The 18,514-nt window shown below is 49.4% G+C and carries 17 protein-coding genes and 1 other RNA gene; 3 read left to right on the forward strand and 15 right to left on the reverse strand.

Annotated features, from left to right (window positions below; translation table 11 throughout):
• Position 1: 1 nt before the first annotated feature.
• The 6 genes from OIR97_RS13650 to OIR97_RS13675 are packed head-to-tail and all read right to left on the reverse strand — an operon-like array spanning position 2 to position 6,438.
• On the reverse strand, positions 2-1,441 hold the full coding sequence (locus tag OIR97_RS13650; protein ID WP_169542817.1) for a UDP-N-acetylmuramoyl-tripeptide--D-alanyl-D-alanine ligase: 1,440 nt from the start codon (positions 1,439-1,441) through the stop codon (positions 2-4).
• Positions 1,438-2,892 (reverse strand): UDP-N-acetylmuramoyl-L-alanyl-D-glutamate--2,6-diaminopimelate ligase, encoded by a 1,455-nt coding sequence (locus tag OIR97_RS13655; RefSeq protein ID WP_169542818.1) that lies wholly within the window; start codon positions 2,890-2,892, stop codon positions 1,438-1,440. Before OIR97_RS13655 ends, OIR97_RS13650 begins: the two co-directional genes overlap by 4 nt.
• The gene (locus tag OIR97_RS13660) at positions 2,879-4,663 is read right to left on the reverse strand and encodes a peptidoglycan D,D-transpeptidase FtsI family protein (RefSeq protein ID WP_219821514.1); all 1,785 of its coding nucleotides are present in this window, start codon (positions 4,661-4,663) and stop codon (positions 2,879-2,881) included. The genes OIR97_RS13655 and OIR97_RS13660 overlap by 14 nt, the downstream gene beginning before the upstream one ends.
• Complete coding sequence (gene ftsL, locus OIR97_RS13665) at positions 4,660-5,085, reverse strand: cell division protein FtsL (protein ID WP_169542819.1); 426 nt, start codon at positions 5,083-5,085, stop codon at positions 4,660-4,662. The genes OIR97_RS13660 and ftsL overlap by 4 nt, the downstream gene beginning before the upstream one ends.
• On the reverse strand, positions 5,082-6,035 hold the full coding sequence (gene rsmH, locus OIR97_RS13670) for a 16S rRNA (cytosine(1402)-N(4))-methyltransferase RsmH (protein WP_169542820.1): 954 nt from the start codon (positions 6,033-6,035) through the stop codon (positions 5,082-5,084). The genes ftsL and rsmH overlap by 4 nt, the downstream gene beginning before the upstream one ends.
• On the reverse strand, positions 6,028-6,438 hold the full coding sequence (locus OIR97_RS13675; protein WP_407696658.1) for a division/cell wall cluster transcriptional repressor MraZ: 411 nt from the start codon (positions 6,436-6,438) through the stop codon (positions 6,028-6,030). The genes rsmH and OIR97_RS13675 overlap by 8 nt, the downstream gene beginning before the upstream one ends.
• Before the next feature lie 476 nt (positions 6,439-6,914).
• On the opposite strand from OIR97_RS13675, the gene OIR97_RS13680 reads away from it, so the two are divergent.
• Positions 6,915-7,385 (forward strand): Dps family protein, encoded by a 471-nt coding sequence (locus tag OIR97_RS13680; protein WP_169542821.1) that lies wholly within the window; start codon positions 6,915-6,917, stop codon positions 7,383-7,385.
• 69 nt (positions 7,386-7,454) lie between these two features.
• Positions 7,455-7,919 (forward strand): YaiI/YqxD family protein, encoded by a 465-nt coding sequence (locus OIR97_RS13685; RefSeq protein ID WP_169542822.1) that lies wholly within the window; start codon positions 7,455-7,457, stop codon positions 7,917-7,919.
• A gap of 12 nt (positions 7,920-7,931) precedes the next feature.
• Here OIR97_RS13685 and OIR97_RS13690 read toward each other — a convergent pair whose 3' ends face one another.
• The 4 genes from OIR97_RS13690 to OIR97_RS13705 all read right to left on the reverse strand — a co-directional run bounded on the left by OIR97_RS13690 (position 7,932) and on the right by OIR97_RS13705 (position 11,742).
• A complete protein-coding gene (locus OIR97_RS13690) occupies positions 7,932-9,806 on the reverse strand; it encodes a cation:proton antiporter (RefSeq protein ID WP_169542823.1) in 1,875 nt (624 codons plus the stop codon).
• Between the two features lie 69 nt (positions 9,807-9,875).
• Positions 9,876-10,258, reverse strand: an RNA gene (rnpB, locus tag OIR97_RS13695) — RNase P RNA component class A.
• Positions 10,259-10,282: 24 nt separating this feature from the next.
• Entirely contained in the window at positions 10,283-10,996 is a 714-nt protein-coding gene (locus OIR97_RS13700; protein WP_169542824.1) for an N-acetylmuramoyl-L-alanine amidase, read from the reverse strand.
• Positions 10,997-10,998: 2 nt separating this feature from the next.
• Positions 10,999-11,742: a TerB family tellurite resistance protein gene (locus tag OIR97_RS13705; protein ID WP_169542825.1), complete on the reverse strand. Its 744-nt coding sequence runs from the start codon at positions 11,740-11,742 to the stop codon at positions 10,999-11,001.
• A gap of 212 nt (positions 11,743-11,954) precedes the next feature.
• Between OIR97_RS13705 and OIR97_RS13710 the strand changes: the two genes are divergently transcribed.
• The gene (locus OIR97_RS13710) at positions 11,955-13,163 is read left to right on the forward strand and encodes an MFS transporter (protein WP_169542826.1); all 1,209 of its coding nucleotides are present in this window, start codon (positions 11,955-11,957) and stop codon (positions 13,161-13,163) included.
• Here OIR97_RS13710 and ccoS read toward each other — a convergent pair.
• The 5 genes from ccoS to ccoP all read right to left on the reverse strand — a co-directional run bounded on the left by ccoS (position 13,160) and on the right by ccoP (position 18,512).
• Positions 13,160-13,306: a cbb3-type cytochrome oxidase assembly protein CcoS gene (gene ccoS / locus OIR97_RS13715; protein WP_169542827.1), complete on the reverse strand. Its 147-nt coding sequence runs from the start codon at positions 13,304-13,306 to the stop codon at positions 13,160-13,162. The genes OIR97_RS13710 and ccoS overlap by 4 nt on opposite strands.
• Positions 13,303-15,621: a cation-translocating P-type ATPase gene (locus OIR97_RS13720; RefSeq protein ID WP_169542828.1), complete on the reverse strand. Its 2,319-nt coding sequence runs from the start codon at positions 15,619-15,621 to the stop codon at positions 13,303-13,305. Before OIR97_RS13720 ends, ccoS begins: the two co-directional genes overlap by 4 nt.
• Positions 15,609-16,103 carry a FixH family protein gene (locus tag OIR97_RS13725; RefSeq protein ID WP_169542829.1) on the reverse strand — a complete coding sequence of 165 codons (495 nt, stop codon included), beginning with the start codon at positions 16,101-16,103 and terminating at the stop codon, positions 15,609-15,611. The genes OIR97_RS13720 and OIR97_RS13725 overlap by 13 nt, the downstream gene beginning before the upstream one ends.
• Positions 16,103-17,557: a cytochrome c oxidase accessory protein CcoG gene (gene ccoG / locus OIR97_RS13730; protein ID WP_169544238.1), complete on the reverse strand. Its 1,455-nt coding sequence runs from the start codon at positions 17,555-17,557 to the stop codon at positions 16,103-16,105. Before ccoG ends, OIR97_RS13725 begins: the two co-directional genes overlap by 1 nt.
• Before the next feature lie 88 nt (positions 17,558-17,645).
• Complete coding sequence (gene ccoP, locus OIR97_RS13735) at positions 17,646-18,512, reverse strand: cytochrome-c oxidase, cbb3-type subunit III (RefSeq protein WP_169542830.1); 867 nt, start codon at positions 18,510-18,512, stop codon at positions 17,646-17,648.
• Positions 18,513-18,514 lie beyond the last annotated feature (2 nt).

Raw genomic sequence — 18,514 nt, forward strand, 5'->3', positions numbered from 1 at the left:
CCTACACCCCTTTATCCGCGACTGCCGATACGTCTTTGGACCTTGCCTGAACGGCATCCAACACTACTTTCATTTTACTTCCCAAAGAACCCTTGATCAAAACGATGTCCCCAGCTGAAATATCGTGTAACAGCGGTGCCACCAGATCATTGGAACTGGTGCCATAACCGGCTTGTTTAGTGTTCGGAAGAACGTCAAATAAATACCGCATATTGGGACCGCACGCATATACCATATCAATGCCGTTCGCCAAGATATCATTTGCCAACTCAGCATGAATTTCAGGAGATTTTTCGCCCAATTCTCTCATATCTCCCAAAACCGCTATTTTTCTCCCGCCATGGGGGATTGTATGGCGCCCCAACACACGAAAGGCCGCTTGCATAGCGACAGGACTGGCATTGTAACTCTCATCAATAACCTTGAACGAACCACCATCACAGGGAACCTCAATTACCACCCCTCTGCCGCTCGGTGCGACCATCGTTCCCAAAGAGTGGCAGGCCTGCTGCAAATCTCCACCCAAGGATTTCACAATCCCTAAAACGCCCAAAATATTTTGCACCCAGTGACGTCCCGGAACGGACAGTGTAAATGCATGTCGTTCACCAGAGACATCTGCTGTAATACTGCTGCTAGTGGGCAATAATTCGACTTCTTCAAGGTGAATTGTGGCAGAAGGTGACTCGCCGAAATAAACGATGTCAAAACCGCCTGTTTTTTCCGCTTCTTTTGTCAAGACAGGACAATGGGTATCGTCAGCGTTAAGCAGAAGAAGCCCGTTCTCTTCGATACCCTCGCAGATTTCGGCTTTAGCCAGAGCGATTTCATCTGTGCTTTTAAAAAATTCTGTATGGGCGGCGGCAATTGCTGTGATCATCGCAATATGAGGGCGAACCATGCGCGATAACGGCCCAATTTCGCCTGGATGGTTCATACCCAGCTCGAATATGCCATATTCAGCGTCGGCAGGCATCCTTGACAACGACAAAGGGACGCCCCAATGATTGTTGAAACTGCCCACGCTGCAATGGGTCCGGCCCTGCTGCTTCAGAATATGCGCAAGTGTTTCCTTGGTACTTGTTTTACCCACACTGCCCGTAATCGCAACGATTTTTGCCCGGCTCCGCTGCCGAGACGCGCGCGCAAGATCTTCCATGCCGGCCTGAGTATCAGGAACCAATACAAGCCTGCGGCAGTACTTCGCTGACAATCCTTCTGGAATATGATCAACGATCGCGGCACTGGCGCCGTTTGCAAGCGCCTGCTCGACATAATCATGGCCATCGTTATTCGGGCCTACAATAGCAATGAACAAGTCTTCCTTTTGTACAGAACGGCTATCAATTGTCACGCCGTTTGCAAGCCAGGAAGTATCGTCACAGGCACCTTTCGTGGCGGCAAGTATTTCAGATGCTGACCAAAGGGGTTCTGCCGTCATTTTCCCGCCTCCAATCGGCTTGTGATCCGCTGGGCGACTTCTTTATCGTTAAAAGAAATAACCGTATCCCCAATAATTTGGCCGCTTTCATGTCCTTTTCCGGCAATCAGGACGATATCATCATTGGCCGCACGGCTTAGCGCTTCATGAATGGCCTGTTCCCGGTCAGCAAATTCTTTGGCTTGCGGACATGCGGCGAGTATCTCAGATCGGATCTGGGCTGCATTTTCAGTTCTTGGATTATCGTCAGTCACATAGACGATGTCTGCAAATTCTGCGGCCACTCGCCCCATTACAGGGCGTTTGGTTTTATCCCGGTCACCACCGCATCCAATTATTGCATGGATAGCGCCATGCGCATGCGGTCGCAATGCTTTCAGGACCGTTTCCAATGCGTCCGGTGTATGGGCAAAATCAACATAGACGTCAGCTCCGGCAGGTGTTTTAGCCACCAGCTCCATTCGGCCCGGCACATTCCCGATTGTTGGCAACACAGACAATGCGCTTGCGAACCCGCCCCCGGCACTTATCACCAAACCTAGCGCACAAAGCATGTTCATTGCCTGAAATTCACCAGCGACTTTAAGTTCAACCACGCAGCGGTTCCCAAAAGCTTCCAAAGTAATATCCTGCCCGGCGCCGTGTGACGTTACATCCAGTATTTTTAACTGATCGCCTGAACGACCGTAGCTGAGGACGGACAGACCGCGCATTTCGGCGGCATCCTTAAATCGGAAATATTCAGGAACATCCGCGTTAAGAACTGCTGTTCCACCAACAGCAACAACACGATCGACCAAGCCCAGCTTGGCTTTCAGATACCCTTCTTTGCTTTCATGGTAATCAAGATGATCATGAGTAAGGTTTGTAAACCCTCCCGCACAAATATCGATCCCATCAAGCCGGTTTTGATCGAGCCCATGGCTGGACGCCTCAATTGCAAGATGCGTTACCCCTTCATCAACTAAATAGGCCAACTTTTTGTGGAGTAAAACAGGCTCTGGCGTCGTGTAAATTAAGGGCAACGTCTGCTGTGCTGTAACAACGCCCAATGTCCCCAGGCTCGCCGCCTGTAATCCAAGCCCCTGCCAAATCTCCCGAACAAAATGCGCGACAGATGTTTTGCCGTTTGTTCCGGTCACTGCTACGACCGTTTGGGGCACCTTTTTGTAAAACCGTGCAGCAAGAAACGCGAGCTCCCGCCGGGGGTTATCAACCTGGTGACAATATAAGGGGCAATCCGACGGGTCATATCCGCTATCCGTCAGGATGGCAATGGCACCCTGCTCAACCGCGGATTTGATATAATTTCGACCATCCAGCCCCGTGCCAACGAGGGCGGCGAAAATATAGCCAGGGGCAACCTCACGGCTGTCTGCGGTCAATCCCTTTACGTCAACGTCATTTGCCAGATGGCTCGGATCTATTTGCAGGAGATCAGAAAGTTTCATGTTTCTTCTCCCGTGAGTAAATTGGAATATGCAAGGCTTTCTGGACAGAAGGGCTTTCTTCATCCATCGGCTTAATCTTCAAAATAGGGGCGATCCGGGTGATTACCCGACTGACAATAGGGGCCGTCGTCCAACCTGCGCTTCTGAAGCCATAAGTGGAGGAATTACCCTTGGGCTCATCCAACATAGCGAACACGACATAACGGGGGTCATTCATTGGAAACGCACTGACAAAAGACGTAATCAAAGCATCTCTCTTATATCGCCCATTAACCGCTTTTTCCGCAGTACCTGTCTTCCCGCCGACCAGATACCCAGTTGCAGCCGCTTTTTTACCGGTTCCTTTTTCCACAACAAGTCTCATCAACCGGCGGACAACATCTGAAACCTGTTTGCGAATAACCTGCTTGCTTTCCACCGAAGCGTCACTGTTCTTTTTCAAGATTGTTGGCTGTATCAATTGCCCGCCATTTACGATCGCACCAATCGCGGCACTAAGTTGAAGCGGGCTCACCGACAGGCCATGTCCATACGAAATAGTCATGGTCTCAAGCCTATTCCAACGAGGCGGCAAAATTGGGGCACCAACTTCAGGAAGTTCAATCACCGGTTTGTCCAACAGTCCTAATCGGCGCAAGAATGCCTTATGTCTCTTAGGGCCGATAGCCTCTGCCATTTTTGCTGTCCCGATATTGGACGAGTACATGTAAATTTCCGGAACGGACAACCATCTTTTCTTGGCGTGGTCATCCCGAATCCTGAATCCGGCGATCCGAATAGGATTGGTCGCATCATATCCATCGCGCAGGGAAACCGATCGGTGCTCCAGCGCCATCGCTGTTGTAAAAGTCTTAAACGTGGACCCCATCTCGTAAACACCAAGGGTCGTTTTGTTAAACTTACTATCAACCGGATAGTCTTTTGGCCGATTGGGATCGAAGTCCGGCAGGGATGCCATCGCCACCACTTCACCGGTTGTAACATCCAAAACCATGCCCGACGCCCCGATCGCCCGGAATACGGACATATACTGAGCAAGTTCATCTCGAAGGGCATGCTGTACACGCACGTCAACGGACAAGTTTATTCCGGCCTGCTTCGTGCCATTTTTGCCAGCCAGCTGATCGTCAAAATATTTCTCAGCGCCAGCGATGCCGTTATTGTCAATATCGGTATAGCCGATCATATGAGATACAAGTGAACCAAGTGGATAGAACCGTTTTTCCTCATCTTCAAAAAACAGCCCGGGAATACCCAAATCATTAACGGCCCGGTGTTGTGCAGGTGTCAAATGACGCTTGATCCAGACGAAATTCCGTTTTGCCGATAATTTTGTGGAGAGTGATGCTTCATTCAAATCATCAAATACGCCGCGCAGCTTTTGGACGGCATAATCAACATTTAGAATTTTCCGGGGATCCGCATACAAAGAAACTGTATTCAGGGTCGTTGCCAGCAAAACCCCATTTCGATCATAGATTTCCGCGCGCGCGCCCAAGGGTTGGGTAAGTCCTGATTTTTTCGGGGCAATATTGGCAACCTCTTCCTCAGTGCCAATCCCGCTCCAGGCAAGACCCACCAACCGTCCGGCAAGCACGACAAAGCAAAAAGCGAATAGAAAGCCCGCCACAACCAAACGGTTACGGCCCTGCTCCAACGTTTCTTTTGCACTGCCTTCCAAATGAATGGAGGGTTTGGTGCGGCTTACGGTGAAACGGCCATCCGCATCCATATTGCCATGGGTTAAAACGGGAAAAGGATCGCCGCTCATTTGACGATCCTCGCTGCCTGATTGTTTTTCTTAAATGACGCCAAATGCATAGGCCCCCGGACAGGTGGCTTGGACTGCCATTTTTTCAGGCCGGGGCGTTTACGTGGCACCGGTATCGCTTTCGTCGAAACCATATAAGGATCAATAGCTCTTCGCGGGACCTCTCCCAAGGTCGCCACCTGATGAGGCGATACGAGTAACAACGGCAGATACTTGGCCGCTAAGGCCTGTAATTTTTCCGGCCTGTTTTCATAAGCCCATTCAGCTTTCAAAATACGGATTGCCTGCTTGTTCTTGGAAATATCTCTCCGCAACTCGCTCAAATCCTTCTCAAGCTGCTGTGTTTCGTAATACAGCTGATAAGGAATGTAAGATACGATGGCGATGGCGATAACCATGGCAAGTGTAATTGTTCTTTTCATGCCACATCTCCCCAGACAGGAGCCTCGGTACGCACAGCGCCACGCAAGCGGGCCGACCGTGACCGGGGATTTTGTGACGCCTCAACTTCACGCGCCTTGATTGCACCGCGCTTCACCAATTTAAAAGACGGGGCAGGCCCATCTTCCCCTGGCGGCAAATGGCGAGAGGGATTTGCCCGCGCTGAAGACCGTTCCGTCAGGAATTTCTTCACCCGGCGATCTTCCAGACTGTGAAAAGACACAACAGCCAAACGACCACCCGGCGCCAGCAATTTCTCTGCCGCGGCCAACCCCTGATCAAGCTGGCCCAACTCATCATTTACAAATATTCTCAGGGCCTGAAACGTCCGGGTTGCAGGGTTAATACCCTTCCCCGTAGGACGCACCACTGTTGCGACCGCGTCGGCCAGCTCCAATGTAGTGGAAAAAGGCTTCTCCTGCCGTTGAGCAACCAGAACCTTGGCGATTGCACGGGACCGGCGCTCTTCACCATAGTGGAAAATAATGCGGGCCAGCTCGGCTTCTGATTCAGAATTCACCACATCAGCGGCCGTTGGCCCATCTGCAGACATTCGCATATCAAGAGGCCCATCCCGCATAAACGAGAACCCGCGTTCTGCTTCATCGATCTGCATGGAAGAAACACCAATATCCAACGCAATTCCGTCAACCGCAGAGACACCTACCTTTGCCAAAAGCGCCTGCATATCGGCGTAACAGCCCTCCAGCACTTGCAGTCGACCCGGAAACTCCTTTTCCATCACACGCCCCATAGCAATGGCGCGGGGATCCCGATCAATGCCGTAGACCTTACAGTCTGATGCTTCGAGGATCGCGCGACTGTAACCACCAGCCCCGAAAGTACCATCAACGATGACCTCACCGGAGGCCGGCTTCAAAACGTCAAGAACCTCATCTAAAAGAACAGAAATATGTGGATGGTCAGTCATTTGCACCCTCCGCCATCCGGGCTGACTTACGGGCTCTTTTTGCCCGGGCGCGTTCTTTCGCGGCCGCGATATTCGCCTCGTAAGCCTTTGGCTCCCATATGCGGAAACTGTCACCCCGTCCGGCGAAAACACAGGCATCCTGAATACCAACGGCACGCAACATTTCCAGAGGAATAACAATTCGCCCATCGCCATCGATCGGCAATTCGACAGACTCGGCCATCAACACATCCGCGTCAGAATCCTGCTCTTCTGAATACAGATCCAAACGGCCAAGACTCTCCAGCAGACCCTCCATGACGTCCATGCCACAAGCGTTGATCGCGTCGCCCCCAATAGTCGGAAACAGGATGACGGTCGTATAGCCTTTTTCTGCCAAGGTCGCACGAAAGCGGGCTGGCACGGACACCCTCCCCTTCTTATCAACCTTGTTTAAATATTTAGACAGAAACAGGGCCATTAAGCCTCACCCTCAAAAAACTCCCTCTCCCACCGGTCAAAACCGAAATATATGGTGCTGACATGGTATAATATGGAATATCATGGAATTATATGTCCGTCAATGGAGATATGCCGAAAAACCTTGGATTTACAGGCATTTCAAATAATCAACGAAGTAACGATTTTAAGTTTTTCTTAACCATTATTTTCACCACACAAGAACTTGTGCCGAATAATTACGTTTTCTCTAATTGACCACTATGTTCATCTTTTGTTCTTTTTAAATTGAGTGAAAAATGGAGTCCAAGTAGAAAGACGTTTCTTGACGCAAGATGTGAAATTTATTTTTTAGTGAGGGTTTAAAAACGAAAAAAAGACCCTAAATCTAGAATCATTCTAAACTAATTTTCTATAAGGAAAGCCAAAAAGGGGAACAGAATGAGCAAAATCGATATTGGCATTAATTCAAACGATATGGATAAGATTGCAGATGGTTTGAAACATTTGCTCGCGGATTCCTACACCCTGTATCTGCAAACCCATAATTTCCACTGGAACGTAACAGGGCCGAAATTCCGGGATTTGCATTTGATGTTTGAGGAACATTACACGGAACTGGCTATCGCCGTGGACGATATTGCCGAGAGAATTCGCACTTTGGGGGTCGCCGCCCCGGGCACCTACAAAGCCTTTAACGAACTCAGTGCAATCGAAGAAATAGACGGCGTCCCTGACGCCGAGGAAATGGTTTCAATCCTCACCAAAGGTCACGAACAAGTTGTACGAACCTGCCGGAAGGTTTTGGCCGTCGCGCAAGAGGCGGACGACGAGTCGACTGCGGCTCTGGTGTCGGATCGCATGAGGATCCATGAGAAAACCGCCTGGATGCTTCGCTCACTGCTAAAATAAGGGAAAAGGGCGCAGCACAACCGCTGCGCCCCTTCCTTTCTTTCTGGGCCAAACCTGATATAAGCAGTCATGACTGAAATTTATATCGACGCAGATGCGTGTCCTGTCAAAGACGAAATCTACCGCGTAGCCGGCCGCCACAACCTGAAAACGTTTGTTGTCAGCAACAGCTGGATGCGGATCCCTCCGAGTGAATTGATCGAGCAAATTGTTGTCGATGATGGTTTTGATGCCGCTGACAACTGGATCGCTGAGAAAGTAACGGATCAGGATGTGGTTATCACCTCCGACATTCCGTTGGCGGACCGGTGTTTGAAGAAATCAGCGATCGTCCTCAATTCATCAGGTAAACCTTTTACAAATCAGTCTATTGGCATGTCTTTGGCAATGCGTGACCTGAACGCACATTTGCGGGAAACTGGTGAAATCTCAGGATATAATGCCGCTTTCACGAAAAAAGACAGATCCAGTTTCCTGAACAATCTGGAGAATATACTGCAAAAACTGAAAAAAGGTCAGCGCCCCCGGTTTTAACGGTCAGGAGTTCTAATGGAGGATTTCAGACCTCTCATGGGATTTCCCATGCTTTTCTTCCTGTTCCTGTCGATAATCGCTTAACGTACCATCCAGGGTTCGTTCGATTATCTCTTCCAGCGCACGGGCAGTATTGACCCGCCCCATGTAAACATAATCAGCCCCCGCCTCGTAAATATCTTTGGCGTTCAGTGGTTGCTCGGCATTGGAAATAACAATAGCGTCCGGATTGATCTGGCGAATGGTTTGAACAAGTTTATGGTTGCTTGTGCCACGCAGAATATCGTCAGAAATCGTTGCGACAACGACCTTTGCTTTTTCAATGCCTGAATGACTGAGTGTTTGTTCACTAGCAAGATCACCATATCGCACCCCGACCCCCAGTCGCCGAATTGCAGCATGAATTTGCACATTAAAATCAATTACCAGGATTTTTTTCAGAAGCTCAGGCCTGTGTTCACTGATTTCATGCAATAACGACGAAGCGACACGATGAAACCCTAACAGCACGATCTCAGGATTAGCCTCAAGCTCATTCGATGAAACAGGCGGTTCTTTGAAACCCAGACGATGTAGAACAGGCGCCATATGGCCATAAAATCGATGGGCGTTTCGGTATAGAACAGGGGTCAACAACGCTGTCATAACAAACCCGAATATAATTGCACCCGACATATCACTTGAGATATGGCCAAGCTGGCTCCCCAAATATGCAATGACAAGACCAAATTCCGAAAGTTGCGCCAACCTTAATGATGTAACCTGAGCCAGTCGCTGGTCACCGCCAGTGATGTAGAACAAAGGGAAGAAAACAATTTGCCGGCTTAACAGTGAAAATACAGCGAGAACAACAGCCAGAGCCGGAACTATAAAGTTGTCCAGGACAGGTACACTCATACCCAAACCAACAAAAAACAACACGATAAAGAAATCGCGAACAATACCCACCTTGGCGATAATGTCCCGGCTGTACGGGAGAGCCGCAATTGTCATACCTGCAATCAGAGCACTCATCCCTGACCCCACCGACAATGTCACGTCCAGGTCGAAAATTGCCCCTGCCATAAGATCCAGGCTACTACCAATAAAAACGACGGAGAAACACCATCCAATAGAGGCGACAAAAATCATTTGGGGCTCTTTCGCAAGCCACTTAAAAGTCTGCGCAATAAAGCCCTTTGCCAACAGATAGGAAATAGCGACCAGCAAAAACATACCAAGAAACGAGATGAGGACAGTCGTTAGCTCAGGAGAGTTAAACGTTGGCTGCAACGTCAGAACAATAACCGCCCAGATATCCTGAAAGACCAGAAGGCCCAAAGAAAGATGACCGGATTCAGTATCCAATTCATAATTTTCCTGAAACATCTTAACAACCAGGAGAGTCGACGATCCGGCGATAAAGATTCCAAAGTAAAGCGCATCATAATCACCGGGGAATGCATTTGAAAAACCCAGCCATATAAGAGCTTTAACCACCAGAACACCAAATAAAACCGTCAGCGGATACTGCAATATTCCCGAAGTGATGATGACTTTTCCGCTCTTTGCAATTTTGCGGATATCAATCTCAACACCGATCATGAACAATAACAGGATGAAGCCCAGCTCCGCGATGGTCTCAATATTCCGCGGATCCGTGATTAACTTAAAACCAACCGGGCCCACAAGAATGCCCGCCAGCAGGAAAGCGGCAATACTTGGAATTTTAAATCGGGCAAAAAGGATGGCGAGTAGACTGGCTGAAAACAGGCAAATTCCAATATCATACACCAATGGTTCCAGATGACCGCCAGCGGCGTTAGCCGTCGACGTTCCAACCAGAGAGAATACCAGCACTTGGAAAAAATGCCGGAAACTGGTTTTCAATGGCGCGCTGATATTCACATTCTTCCCCGTCTTTTCTACCCTTATAAATCTGTCCCTGAAAGGCATCAAGTGTATCAAGACATGATAAAGACCAGATGGCCTGTAAGCCGGGTTTTGTCCTCGATTTCTCGATGGATGATCATTCGTCTAGGGTGCCTGTTACCAAACACCTCAAGCAACCAACCCGGACAGCAGCTCGGAAAACCAGCTTACGTAGCAGACATACATCCCTACATCGGCCGTCCCTATTTGGTTTTGCTCCCGGTGGGGTTTACCGTGCCGCCTCTGTTACCAGACGCGCGGTGCGCTCTTACCGCACCCTTTCACCCTTACCTGTAAAAACAGGCGGTTTGCTTTCTGTGGCACTTTCCCTAAGGTCACCCCCGCCGGCCATTAACCGGCACCGTATTTCCGTGGAGCCCGGACTTTCCTCTCCCCCATATCGGGGCAGCGATCATCCAGCCATCTGGTATGCCCTGCTTACCCCTGTCTGCTCAATTGGTCAAGCGAAGGACGCAGTTTTGTATGGATTTGGCCATTATACGGGTTTCCGCATCAGCAATACCGTCCACTTTCTCCTGTCGCCAGTGACGCTGAAACGCAGCTGTCACATCCTGTAGATTTTCACTTCCTACCTCATATCCGATAACATCCAGAGCATGCCGAAAGTCGTCGTCGGAAACGGGCCCTTCGCTTTGAACCGCTTCAGGCCACAATCCGACCCCGTTTTCAGCCAAGCGCTTCCAGTCAAACAATTCTCCGGGATCCTGTTTTCGTCCCGGGGCAAGGTCAGAATGTCCAATGACATTAAAACTGGCAATCTGATGCCGCTCAACAATCGATTTGGAAAGCGAAATAACCGATTGCATCTGTCTCTCAGAAAACTGACGATACCCGAATTCGTGCCCCGGATTAACGATTTCAATCCCGATGGAGGCTGAATTGATATCCGTTTCGCCCCGCCAACTCCCAAGACCAGCATGCCAGGCCCGCTTCTTTTCATCCACTAATTGATAAACGGCACCCTCTTCATCGATGAGATAATGCGCACTTACCTCAACCTTTGGATCACATAATCGTGCGAGCGCTTCCTGCGTATTTTTCATGCCCGTATAATGCTGCACCAGGATGGTCGGCGTTTTTTTATCGCGCCTTTGATTGAAGTTAGGAGAGGGGTGCCAGAGGATGTTAATGTCTGTGTCCGCCATCTCTAAATATTGCGATGCTTGCAAAGCTCGTCATAAGCGCTATTTATAATTGCCAATTTTTCATTGGCCACATCGACAAATTCCTGCGGCAACCCCTGTGCCATGACTTTGTCCGGATGATTATCCCTGATTAACGCCCGATAGGCTTTCTTCAGATCCGCGTCCGAGATATCTTTGGTCACCCCGAGGATTTGATAAGGGTCCCGGACGTCTTCACCCACATGATATCCCCGGAAACGATCAAAATCGTCATCGCTAAAACCGAAAATTAGGGCAATATTTTTCAAGTAAGCATATTCATCTGGATGAAGAACCCCATCGGCCATTGCAATGGAAAACAAACCATGTAGCAAATCTTCCATAACCTGAGGCGTGTCACGGAACATCTTTTCGACCTGCTGGGCATACCCCTCGTAGCCAGCTGTGCTTTGCCGCGCCCGATCGAAGACCTTTGCAAAATTTTTCTGTTCTTCCGGCGGGATACGAAAAACGCGCTTGAACGCGTCAACCTCGTCCCGGGTCACAACACCATCAGCTTTTGCAAGCTTGGCGCCAAGCGCGATAACAGCAATTGTGAAGGCGACCTGCTTTAGCCCCCCACCATCTGCAACACTGTCTCCCTCTGAATCAGGGCCTTCTCTATATTTATCAACGACATGTCCAGCAATACCGCCCACGAGAGCGCCCAAAGGGCCACCGAGCAAAAGACCTGCTGCACCGCCGAATATCTTTCCCCAAACCGCCATAAACTCACTTTCCAAACAACATGTTCTCACCATACTAACAGTGCAGGAATGAAACGGCTAGTCGACATCACTGTGATTATTTAGCGAACAGATCAGCAATAAGGCGCTTCAATTTGTCCGTTTTAAGGCATAAATTGACTTTTTGTCGAAAGATAGACGGTCACAGAATTTGATACACTTTCTGTCACAACTTTTAATCCCGGATAAAATGCATGACAGTAAAACAATGGCAAAAACCAGAATATCTTCTCATGGTCACCGCTGCGGGGTGGGGCGCGGGCTTTGCAACGTGGCTTGCTTTGCTCAACAATTTCGCCGTTGACGCCATCAATTTCACTGGCCGTGAAATCGGCATCCTGCAATCCTTACGTGAAGTTCCGGGATTATTGGCCTTTACCGTTATCTTTGTCCTTTTGATTATTGCTGAACAGCGCCTGCTGATGATTTCGTTGCTCGTTTTCGGGATTGGTGTCGCAATTACAGGGCTGTTTCCGTCAGAGATAGGCTTCTACCTGACCACAATTCTCATGTCTGTTGGTTTTCACTATCACGAAACCCTACGGCAATCCCTGACCTTACAACTTGTTTCAAAAGAACGTACGCCACTTGTTATGGGCCGTCAAATATCGGCACAGGCATTTGCCTCACTTGCCGTTTACGGCTTGATTTATTGTGCGACAAAATTTGCTGGACTGGATTTTGCCATCATTTATGCGTTAGGCGGTGGTGTTGCTGTCTTTACCGCTTTGATCACCTGGTCGGCCTACCCGTTATTTGAAACCAAAGTGCATCAAACCAAAACCATTGTGTTGAGAAAACGCTATTGGCTATATTACGCCCTGACCTTCCTGTCTGGTGCGCGGCGGCAGATATTTATGGTTTTTGCAGGCTTTATGATGGTCGAAAAATTTGGATACGCCATATCCACCATTACGGCCCTTTACCTTTTGAACCATGCCATCAATATTTTTCTAGCACCTAAAATTGGTCGCCTGATTTCCCATTGGGGTGAAAGAAAGGCTCTTATTTTTGAATATGTTGGTCTCATGATGGTGTTTACTGGCTACGCGTTTGTAGAAGATAGCAATCTGGCGGCCGGACTGTATGTCGTTGACCATTTATTCTTTGCTTTTGCGATCGGCATCAAAAGCTATTTCCAGAAGATCGCCGACCCGAAAGACATGGCTTCCACGGCGAGTGTCAGCTTTACCATCAACCACATCGCCGCGGTGGTCATACCGGTTCTGTTTGGTATTTTGTGGTTGACGTCACCCGCCAGTGTTTTTCTGGCCGGGACAGCAATGGCCGCGTTCTCTTTGATATGTTCATTTAACATTCCCAGGCAGCCAGCACCAGGGAACGAAACAATCAAAGGCCCACGCTTCCCGCAGGACGATGTTTTGATCGCCGAAAAAATCTAGTCTTCGTCTTCATCAAATAAAATCCGGTTGGCGGCGCCATCCAGATCATCATACTGACCGGATTTTAAGCTCCATAAGAAGGCTGCCAAGCCAAGCCCCCCCATGAATAACGCAATCGGGATCAGGTAAATCAGGGCACTCATACCATATCCTTTTTATCCGACAATTTCAGACGCATGGAATTGAACACAACAACCAAAGAGGACGCTGACATTGCGATAGAGGCAAACAAGGGGGTTACAAAACCCATCACGGCCAATGGAACCGCAATAGCGTTATACAGAAAGGCCAAACCGAAATTCTGAATCACGAGGCGATGCGATAGCCGGGCAACTTTAACTGCCTCTACAACCGCCCCAAGATAGCGCCCCTGAAACACAAAGTCTGCAGCAGTTTGGCTGATATCTGAGGCCGTTGACGGCGACATGGAAACGTGGGCCGCCGCCAGGGCAGGCGCGTCATTCAGGCCATCACCCACCATCATTACTATGGATCCCTGCTCTTTCAAGGCTTCCAGATGCGCAACTTTACCTTCAGGCTTTATCCCCGCTTTCCAATAATCAATACCGGCGGCATGGGCAATTTCCGAGGCTACTTCATTTCTGTCACCGGACAAAAGCTCGATCCGTAACCCCATCGATTTAAGTTGTGAAATCGTTTTTCGAGCATCCTCACGCAAGCGATCTGAAAAAGAAAACTGAACCGCGTCAGAACATGGGCGCTTCAGCCACATTTCAGGCCCGGTAGGGATCGGTGCATTTTCACCATCGACACCACACCATTCACGGCTTCCCAGCCGAATTTCCCCGTCACCGAAATCAACCGCCAATCCGGCGCCCGGATGTTCTGTAACACCTTCGCATCCAGTTGCACCGCCCGCGGCACGAACCACGGCCTGCGCCAAAGGGTGGCGACTGGTCAGCGCTATATCAGCGGCGAGTTTCAAATCCTCATCGGTGACAGTGCCGCCATTAATAAATTCGAGTCGCCCTTCCGTCAGCGTCCCTGTTTTATCAAAAACAATGGTATCAACCTTGGCCAGCTTTTCCAGGCCATCTGCGGCCTTTACCAAAATACCTTTTCCCAGCAAACGGCCACTGGCAACGACCTGTACGACAGGAACAGCCAGCCCCAAAGCGCAAGGACAGGTAATGATCAGAACCGCGACCGCCTGCAACAGCGACAATTGCCAGTCATTTCCAAGCAACCACCATCCCGCAAATGTCAGGGCAGCCAGAATATGAACAACAGGGGCATAATATTCTGCGACCCGGTCGGCAAGCCGTACATATTTCGCCCGGCCCTGTTCGGCATTTTCCATAAGTCGGACAATATCCCCAAGAAGGGTATTATCGCCGGTTTTCGTGGCCTTCACCTGAACGGGTCCCGTCAGGTTTAAGGTGCCTGCAAAAACAGAAGCGCCAATCCCGGCCTCTTCAGGAAGACTTTCGCCGGTCACCAGACTATTATCAATACTGGTTCGGCCCAGAATGATATCTCCATCAATCGGGAACCGGTCACCAACAGCCACATGAACACAGGTCCCCGGCGTCACTGCGTCTACTGGTATGGATTTATGGGAACCGTCTTCCTCTACAACAGTGGCGGCAACCGCTTTCATTAACAATAGGCGCTCCGCTGCTGAGCGGGCTTTACTTCGCGCCCGGTTATCCAGGAAACGTCCAATCAGCAGGAAGAACAGAAGGGTTACAGCAGCATCAAAATAGGCATATTCACCGCTTTGAATTGTCTCCGCCAGGCTCATTCCAGTGGCCAATATAACTGCCAGGGAAATAGGGACATCCATATTAAGGCGACCCGCCCGCAATGCACCGATTGCAGACTGAAAGAAGACCTGACCAGAATATGCAACGGCGGGCATCGCAATCAGTGCGGAAATCCAATGCATAAAATCACGGGTTGCGACCCCCATATCCTCAGAAAACAGCCCCGCCCAAACCGAAACAGACAAAAGCATAACGTTCATGGCGGCGAAGCCAGCGACACCCAGTGCTTTTAAAAGGCGGCGATCCTCATCCTCAGAGGCCGACTGCATCATTTCTGCGTTATAGGGGGTCAGTGGATACCCAAGATCAATAACGGGCTTGACGATATCAGCCGCTTCCGCGGCGTTTTCATCCCAGCGCACCAGCAAGCGTCGAGTAGAGAAATTAACCCGACCATCGAGAACCGCTTCCTGACGGTTCAAGGCCTTTTCAATACTGCGAATACAATTGGCGCAATGCATATTTTCCACAAGAAGATGCAACATCGCATACCCATCTTCATCATGGGTCACAAAAGCCTTGGGATCTGCCGATACGAAATCCAAGTAATCGGCTTGCGGACCCGATGAACGGGCCAAGGCAATTGCCCCGCCAGCACAACAGTTTCCACCCCCGTCCCGAAAGACGTTTGAGGATAAGAGGCTTTGGGAAGGCTGCGTTACTTCACCCATATCCGTTTCTCCACACGGTAAGGTTTGTCAAATCCGCCACCTTTCAGCGTAATCAGCAGATCCCATTGGCCCGGCTCAGCAAACGTGGTTTCCAACTCAAACCCTGAACGGGTCGGAACCATAGTAAAAACCTGATCCTTGTCTTCTCTTGCAGGTCGGCTGACCAACAGGAACGCTCCGATATCGTTGACCTTCTGATTTTGCTTGTCGGAAACAGTTAAAGAAAGGAATACTTTTTTGTCTTCCAGAATGTCAACGACCAGATCAGTCTTCCAGCCGCGTGCTTGTTGATCCTCAAAGCGGGAAATCTCTTCATTATAAGACAGACCTTTTTTATAGGCATCCTGCACAGAAATACCGGAAAAACTGGTCAGTGCGAAATAAACGAAGACACCGTTCACCGCGAACATGACGCCAAAAAATCCAGCCAACATGTAAAAAACATGAATGCCTTTGAGTTTACGAGGGATCGCTGACTCCATTATTTCGGTCCTTTAAAGGTTGTTTTCTGAATTTCAGTCAGTCCATTCATGAGGTCTTTTACAACGATCGAAATATCCTGACTGCTGTCCGTCAAATCACTGTCAGGGGCTGAAACAAACAGTTTCACACTGGACAAAGCATCACCCGGCACAGGGACAATCATTTCAGGGTGTCTTGGGCCTTCTACCTGTAACCAGGCCGATGAATTGGGTAGCCCTTCAATGGTTATCTGAAACCGCCGGTCTTCATGTATTTTGTTTAAAATCTTGACCGTATATCCGTTTCGAATTTGCCCGTCCGAAAGGGTAACAAACAGTGGGTTCCGATCGCGGATCACGTTCACATCCAAAACCGACCGGTTCAGCAATGTAAACAGCATAACCCCGCCCACAACAGACAACAGAGCAACATAGGCAAGCGTCCGGGGACGGATCAGACGAACCTTTAGCTTTTTATCCGGCGTCTTATCGAATTGCCCTTCATGGGTATCATAACTGATTAACCCTTTTGGAAGGCCAACCTTTTCCATCACACTATCACATGCATCAATACATAGGGCGCAAGTAATACATTCCAACTGGGCACCGTCGCGGATATCAATCCCCATCGGGCAGACCGCAACACACTGGTTACAGTCGATACAGTGTCCGCGGCCTTCCCATGTATCATTTTTCTTATGAGGGCCGCGAGGTTCACCGCGGGGTGCATGATAGGTAACCGTCAGGGTTTCCTCATCAACCATAGCCCCCTGGATACGCGGCCAAGGGCACATATAGGTGCATACCTGTTCGCGCATCAATCCGCCAAAAACATAAGTCGTGGCTGTCAGGACTGCCACACTGGAGTAAGCGATAACCTGCGCTTCTCCTACCAGAAGTTCTTTTAACAGGGTCGGCGCATCTGCAAAATAAAAAACCCATGCACCGCCTGTCAGCAACCCAATAAGCAACCAGACGCTATGTTTGACAAACCGTTTTGCAAATTTGCCACCGGTCATTTTTGCCTTATCAAGCTTCAGACGCGCATTTCGATCACCCTCGATTGCCCGTTCGACGAAAATAAACAAATCTGTCCAGACAGTTTGTGGACAGGAGTAACCGCACCATGCGCGGCCAAATAACGACGTAACCAGAAAAAGGGCCAGTGCGGAAAGGATCAATATCCCCGTGATATAATAGACTTCCTGTGGCCACAGCTCGATAAAGAAGAAGTAAAACCGGTTATGATGAAAATCAACCAGGACGGCCTGATCAGGGGCGCCAACACCCCGATCCCAACGGATCCAAGGGGTGATATAGTAAATTGCCAGAGTAATCCCCATAATAATCCACTTAAGACGCCGAAATTTACCGGTCGCCCGTTTGGGTTGGATTTTCTCGCGTTTCTTGTAAAGGGACCGGTTTTCTTTTTTATTGACGGCTTGAACGTCAACTTTTTCCACGGGTGTGTGCACCACGGTTTTACTCCAGTCGGTGTGCGTCTCACAGGAGACGCACACACTTATCTAGCATCAGATAGTCGGACTTCTTTCAAAGGGCGGCTTATTGACCACCGCCCAATGAGTGTACGTAAAGGGTAATCTGGCGGATAACCGTATCATCCAGTCGATCTGCCCAAGCGGGCATAACATTTGCCCGACCCTTTGCGATTGTTCTGGCAATCGTGTTTTTATCACCACCATAAAACCAGATAGCGTCTGTCAGATTAGGCGCACCCAATTCAGTTGAGCCTTTTGCGTTCTCTCCATGGCAGCTTGCACATTCCTCGGCAAAAATCGCCTTGCCGCGCTCAGCGCTCTCCATGTCACGCCCTTCCTGAGAAAGGGACAGAACATATTCTGTGACATCATTAATCTGGTCTTTCTCCAGAATTTCATCCGTCAAGAAAGCTGGCATTTCACCAGAACGCGTGTCTTCATGGTTAGAACGGATACCGTATTGAATAGTTTGATAGATATCTTCAACACGTCCTCCCCATAACCAATCGTCATCGTTCAGATTTGGAAAACCAGCGGCTCCTTGGGCTCCGGATCCATGGCACTGTGAGCAATTCACAGCGTAATGGGACCGCCCACCAGACAACGCAAACTGATACAGTTCAGGATTTGTTTTTACATCCGTAATCTCTGTATCCTGGAGGGTCTGAACAATATCGGCACGACCTTCCTCGATTGCCGCTATTTCTTTTTCCAGATTATCCCGGGAAGAATAATTCAGATAACCCTTCGTGTAATCGCTGACCATCGGCCATGCGGGCATAACGATCCAGTACCCGATCGCCCACAAAATTGTGGCATAGAATGTCCACAACCACCAACGCGGCATTGGCGTATCCAGCTCCCGAATACCATCCCACTCATGACCGGTGGTATCAGTGCCCGACACTTCATCTCTTTCAATTTTGGACATTG

The organism is Sneathiella aquimaris (assembly GCF_026409565.1).
Taxonomy (GTDB): domain Bacteria; phylum Pseudomonadota; class Alphaproteobacteria; order Sneathiellales; family Sneathiellaceae; genus Sneathiella; species Sneathiella aquimaris.

Bases quoted from the DNA above. Each gene is read 5' to 3' on its own strand.
- ccoS (WP_169542827.1), bottom strand. From the start codon at position 13,306: ATGAGTGCCCTGATTTACCTGATCCCGATTGCGTTATTCATGGGGGGG.
- OIR97_RS13650 (WP_169542817.1), bottom strand. From the start codon at position 1,441: ATGACGGCAGAACCCCTTTGGTCAGCATCTGAAATACTTGCCGCCACG.
- OIR97_RS13660 (WP_219821514.1), bottom strand. From the start codon at position 4,663: ATGAGCGGCGATCCTTTTCCCGTTTTAACCCATGGCAATATGGATGCG.
- rsmH (WP_169542820.1), bottom strand. From the start codon at position 6,035: ATGACTGACCATCCACATATTTCTGTTCTTTTAGATGAGGTTCTTGAC.
- ccoP (WP_169542830.1), bottom strand. From the start codon at position 18,512: ATGTCCAAAATTGAAAGAGATGAAGTGTCGGGCACTGATACCACCGGT.
- OIR97_RS13705 (WP_169542825.1), bottom strand. From the start codon at position 11,742: ATGGCGGTTTGGGGAAAGATATTCGGCGGTGCAGCAGGTCTTTTGCTC.
- OIR97_RS13655 (WP_169542818.1), bottom strand. From the start codon at position 2,892: ATGAAACTTTCTGATCTCCTGCAAATAGATCCGAGCCATCTGGCAAAT.
- OIR97_RS13700 (WP_169542824.1), bottom strand. From the start codon at position 10,996: ATGGCGGACACAGACATTAACATCCTCTGGCACCCCTCTCCTAACTTC.
- OIR97_RS13680 (WP_169542821.1), top strand. From the start codon at position 6,915: ATGAGCAAAATCGATATTGGCATTAATTCAAACGATATGGATAAGATT.
- OIR97_RS13725 (WP_169542829.1), bottom strand. From the start codon at position 16,103: ATGGAGTCAGCGATCCCTCGTAAACTCAAAGGCATTCATGTTTTTTAC.
- ftsL (WP_169542819.1), bottom strand. From the start codon at position 5,085: ATGAAAAGAACAATTACACTTGCCATGGTTATCGCCATCGCCATCGTA.
- OIR97_RS13720 (WP_169542828.1), bottom strand. From the start codon at position 15,621: ATGGGTGAAGTAACGCAGCCTTCCCAAAGCCTCTTATCCTCAAACGTC.
- OIR97_RS13710 (WP_169542826.1), top strand. From the start codon at position 11,955: ATGACAGTAAAACAATGGCAAAAACCAGAATATCTTCTCATGGTCACC.
- OIR97_RS13685 (WP_169542822.1), top strand. From the start codon at position 7,455: ATGACTGAAATTTATATCGACGCAGATGCGTGTCCTGTCAAAGACGAA.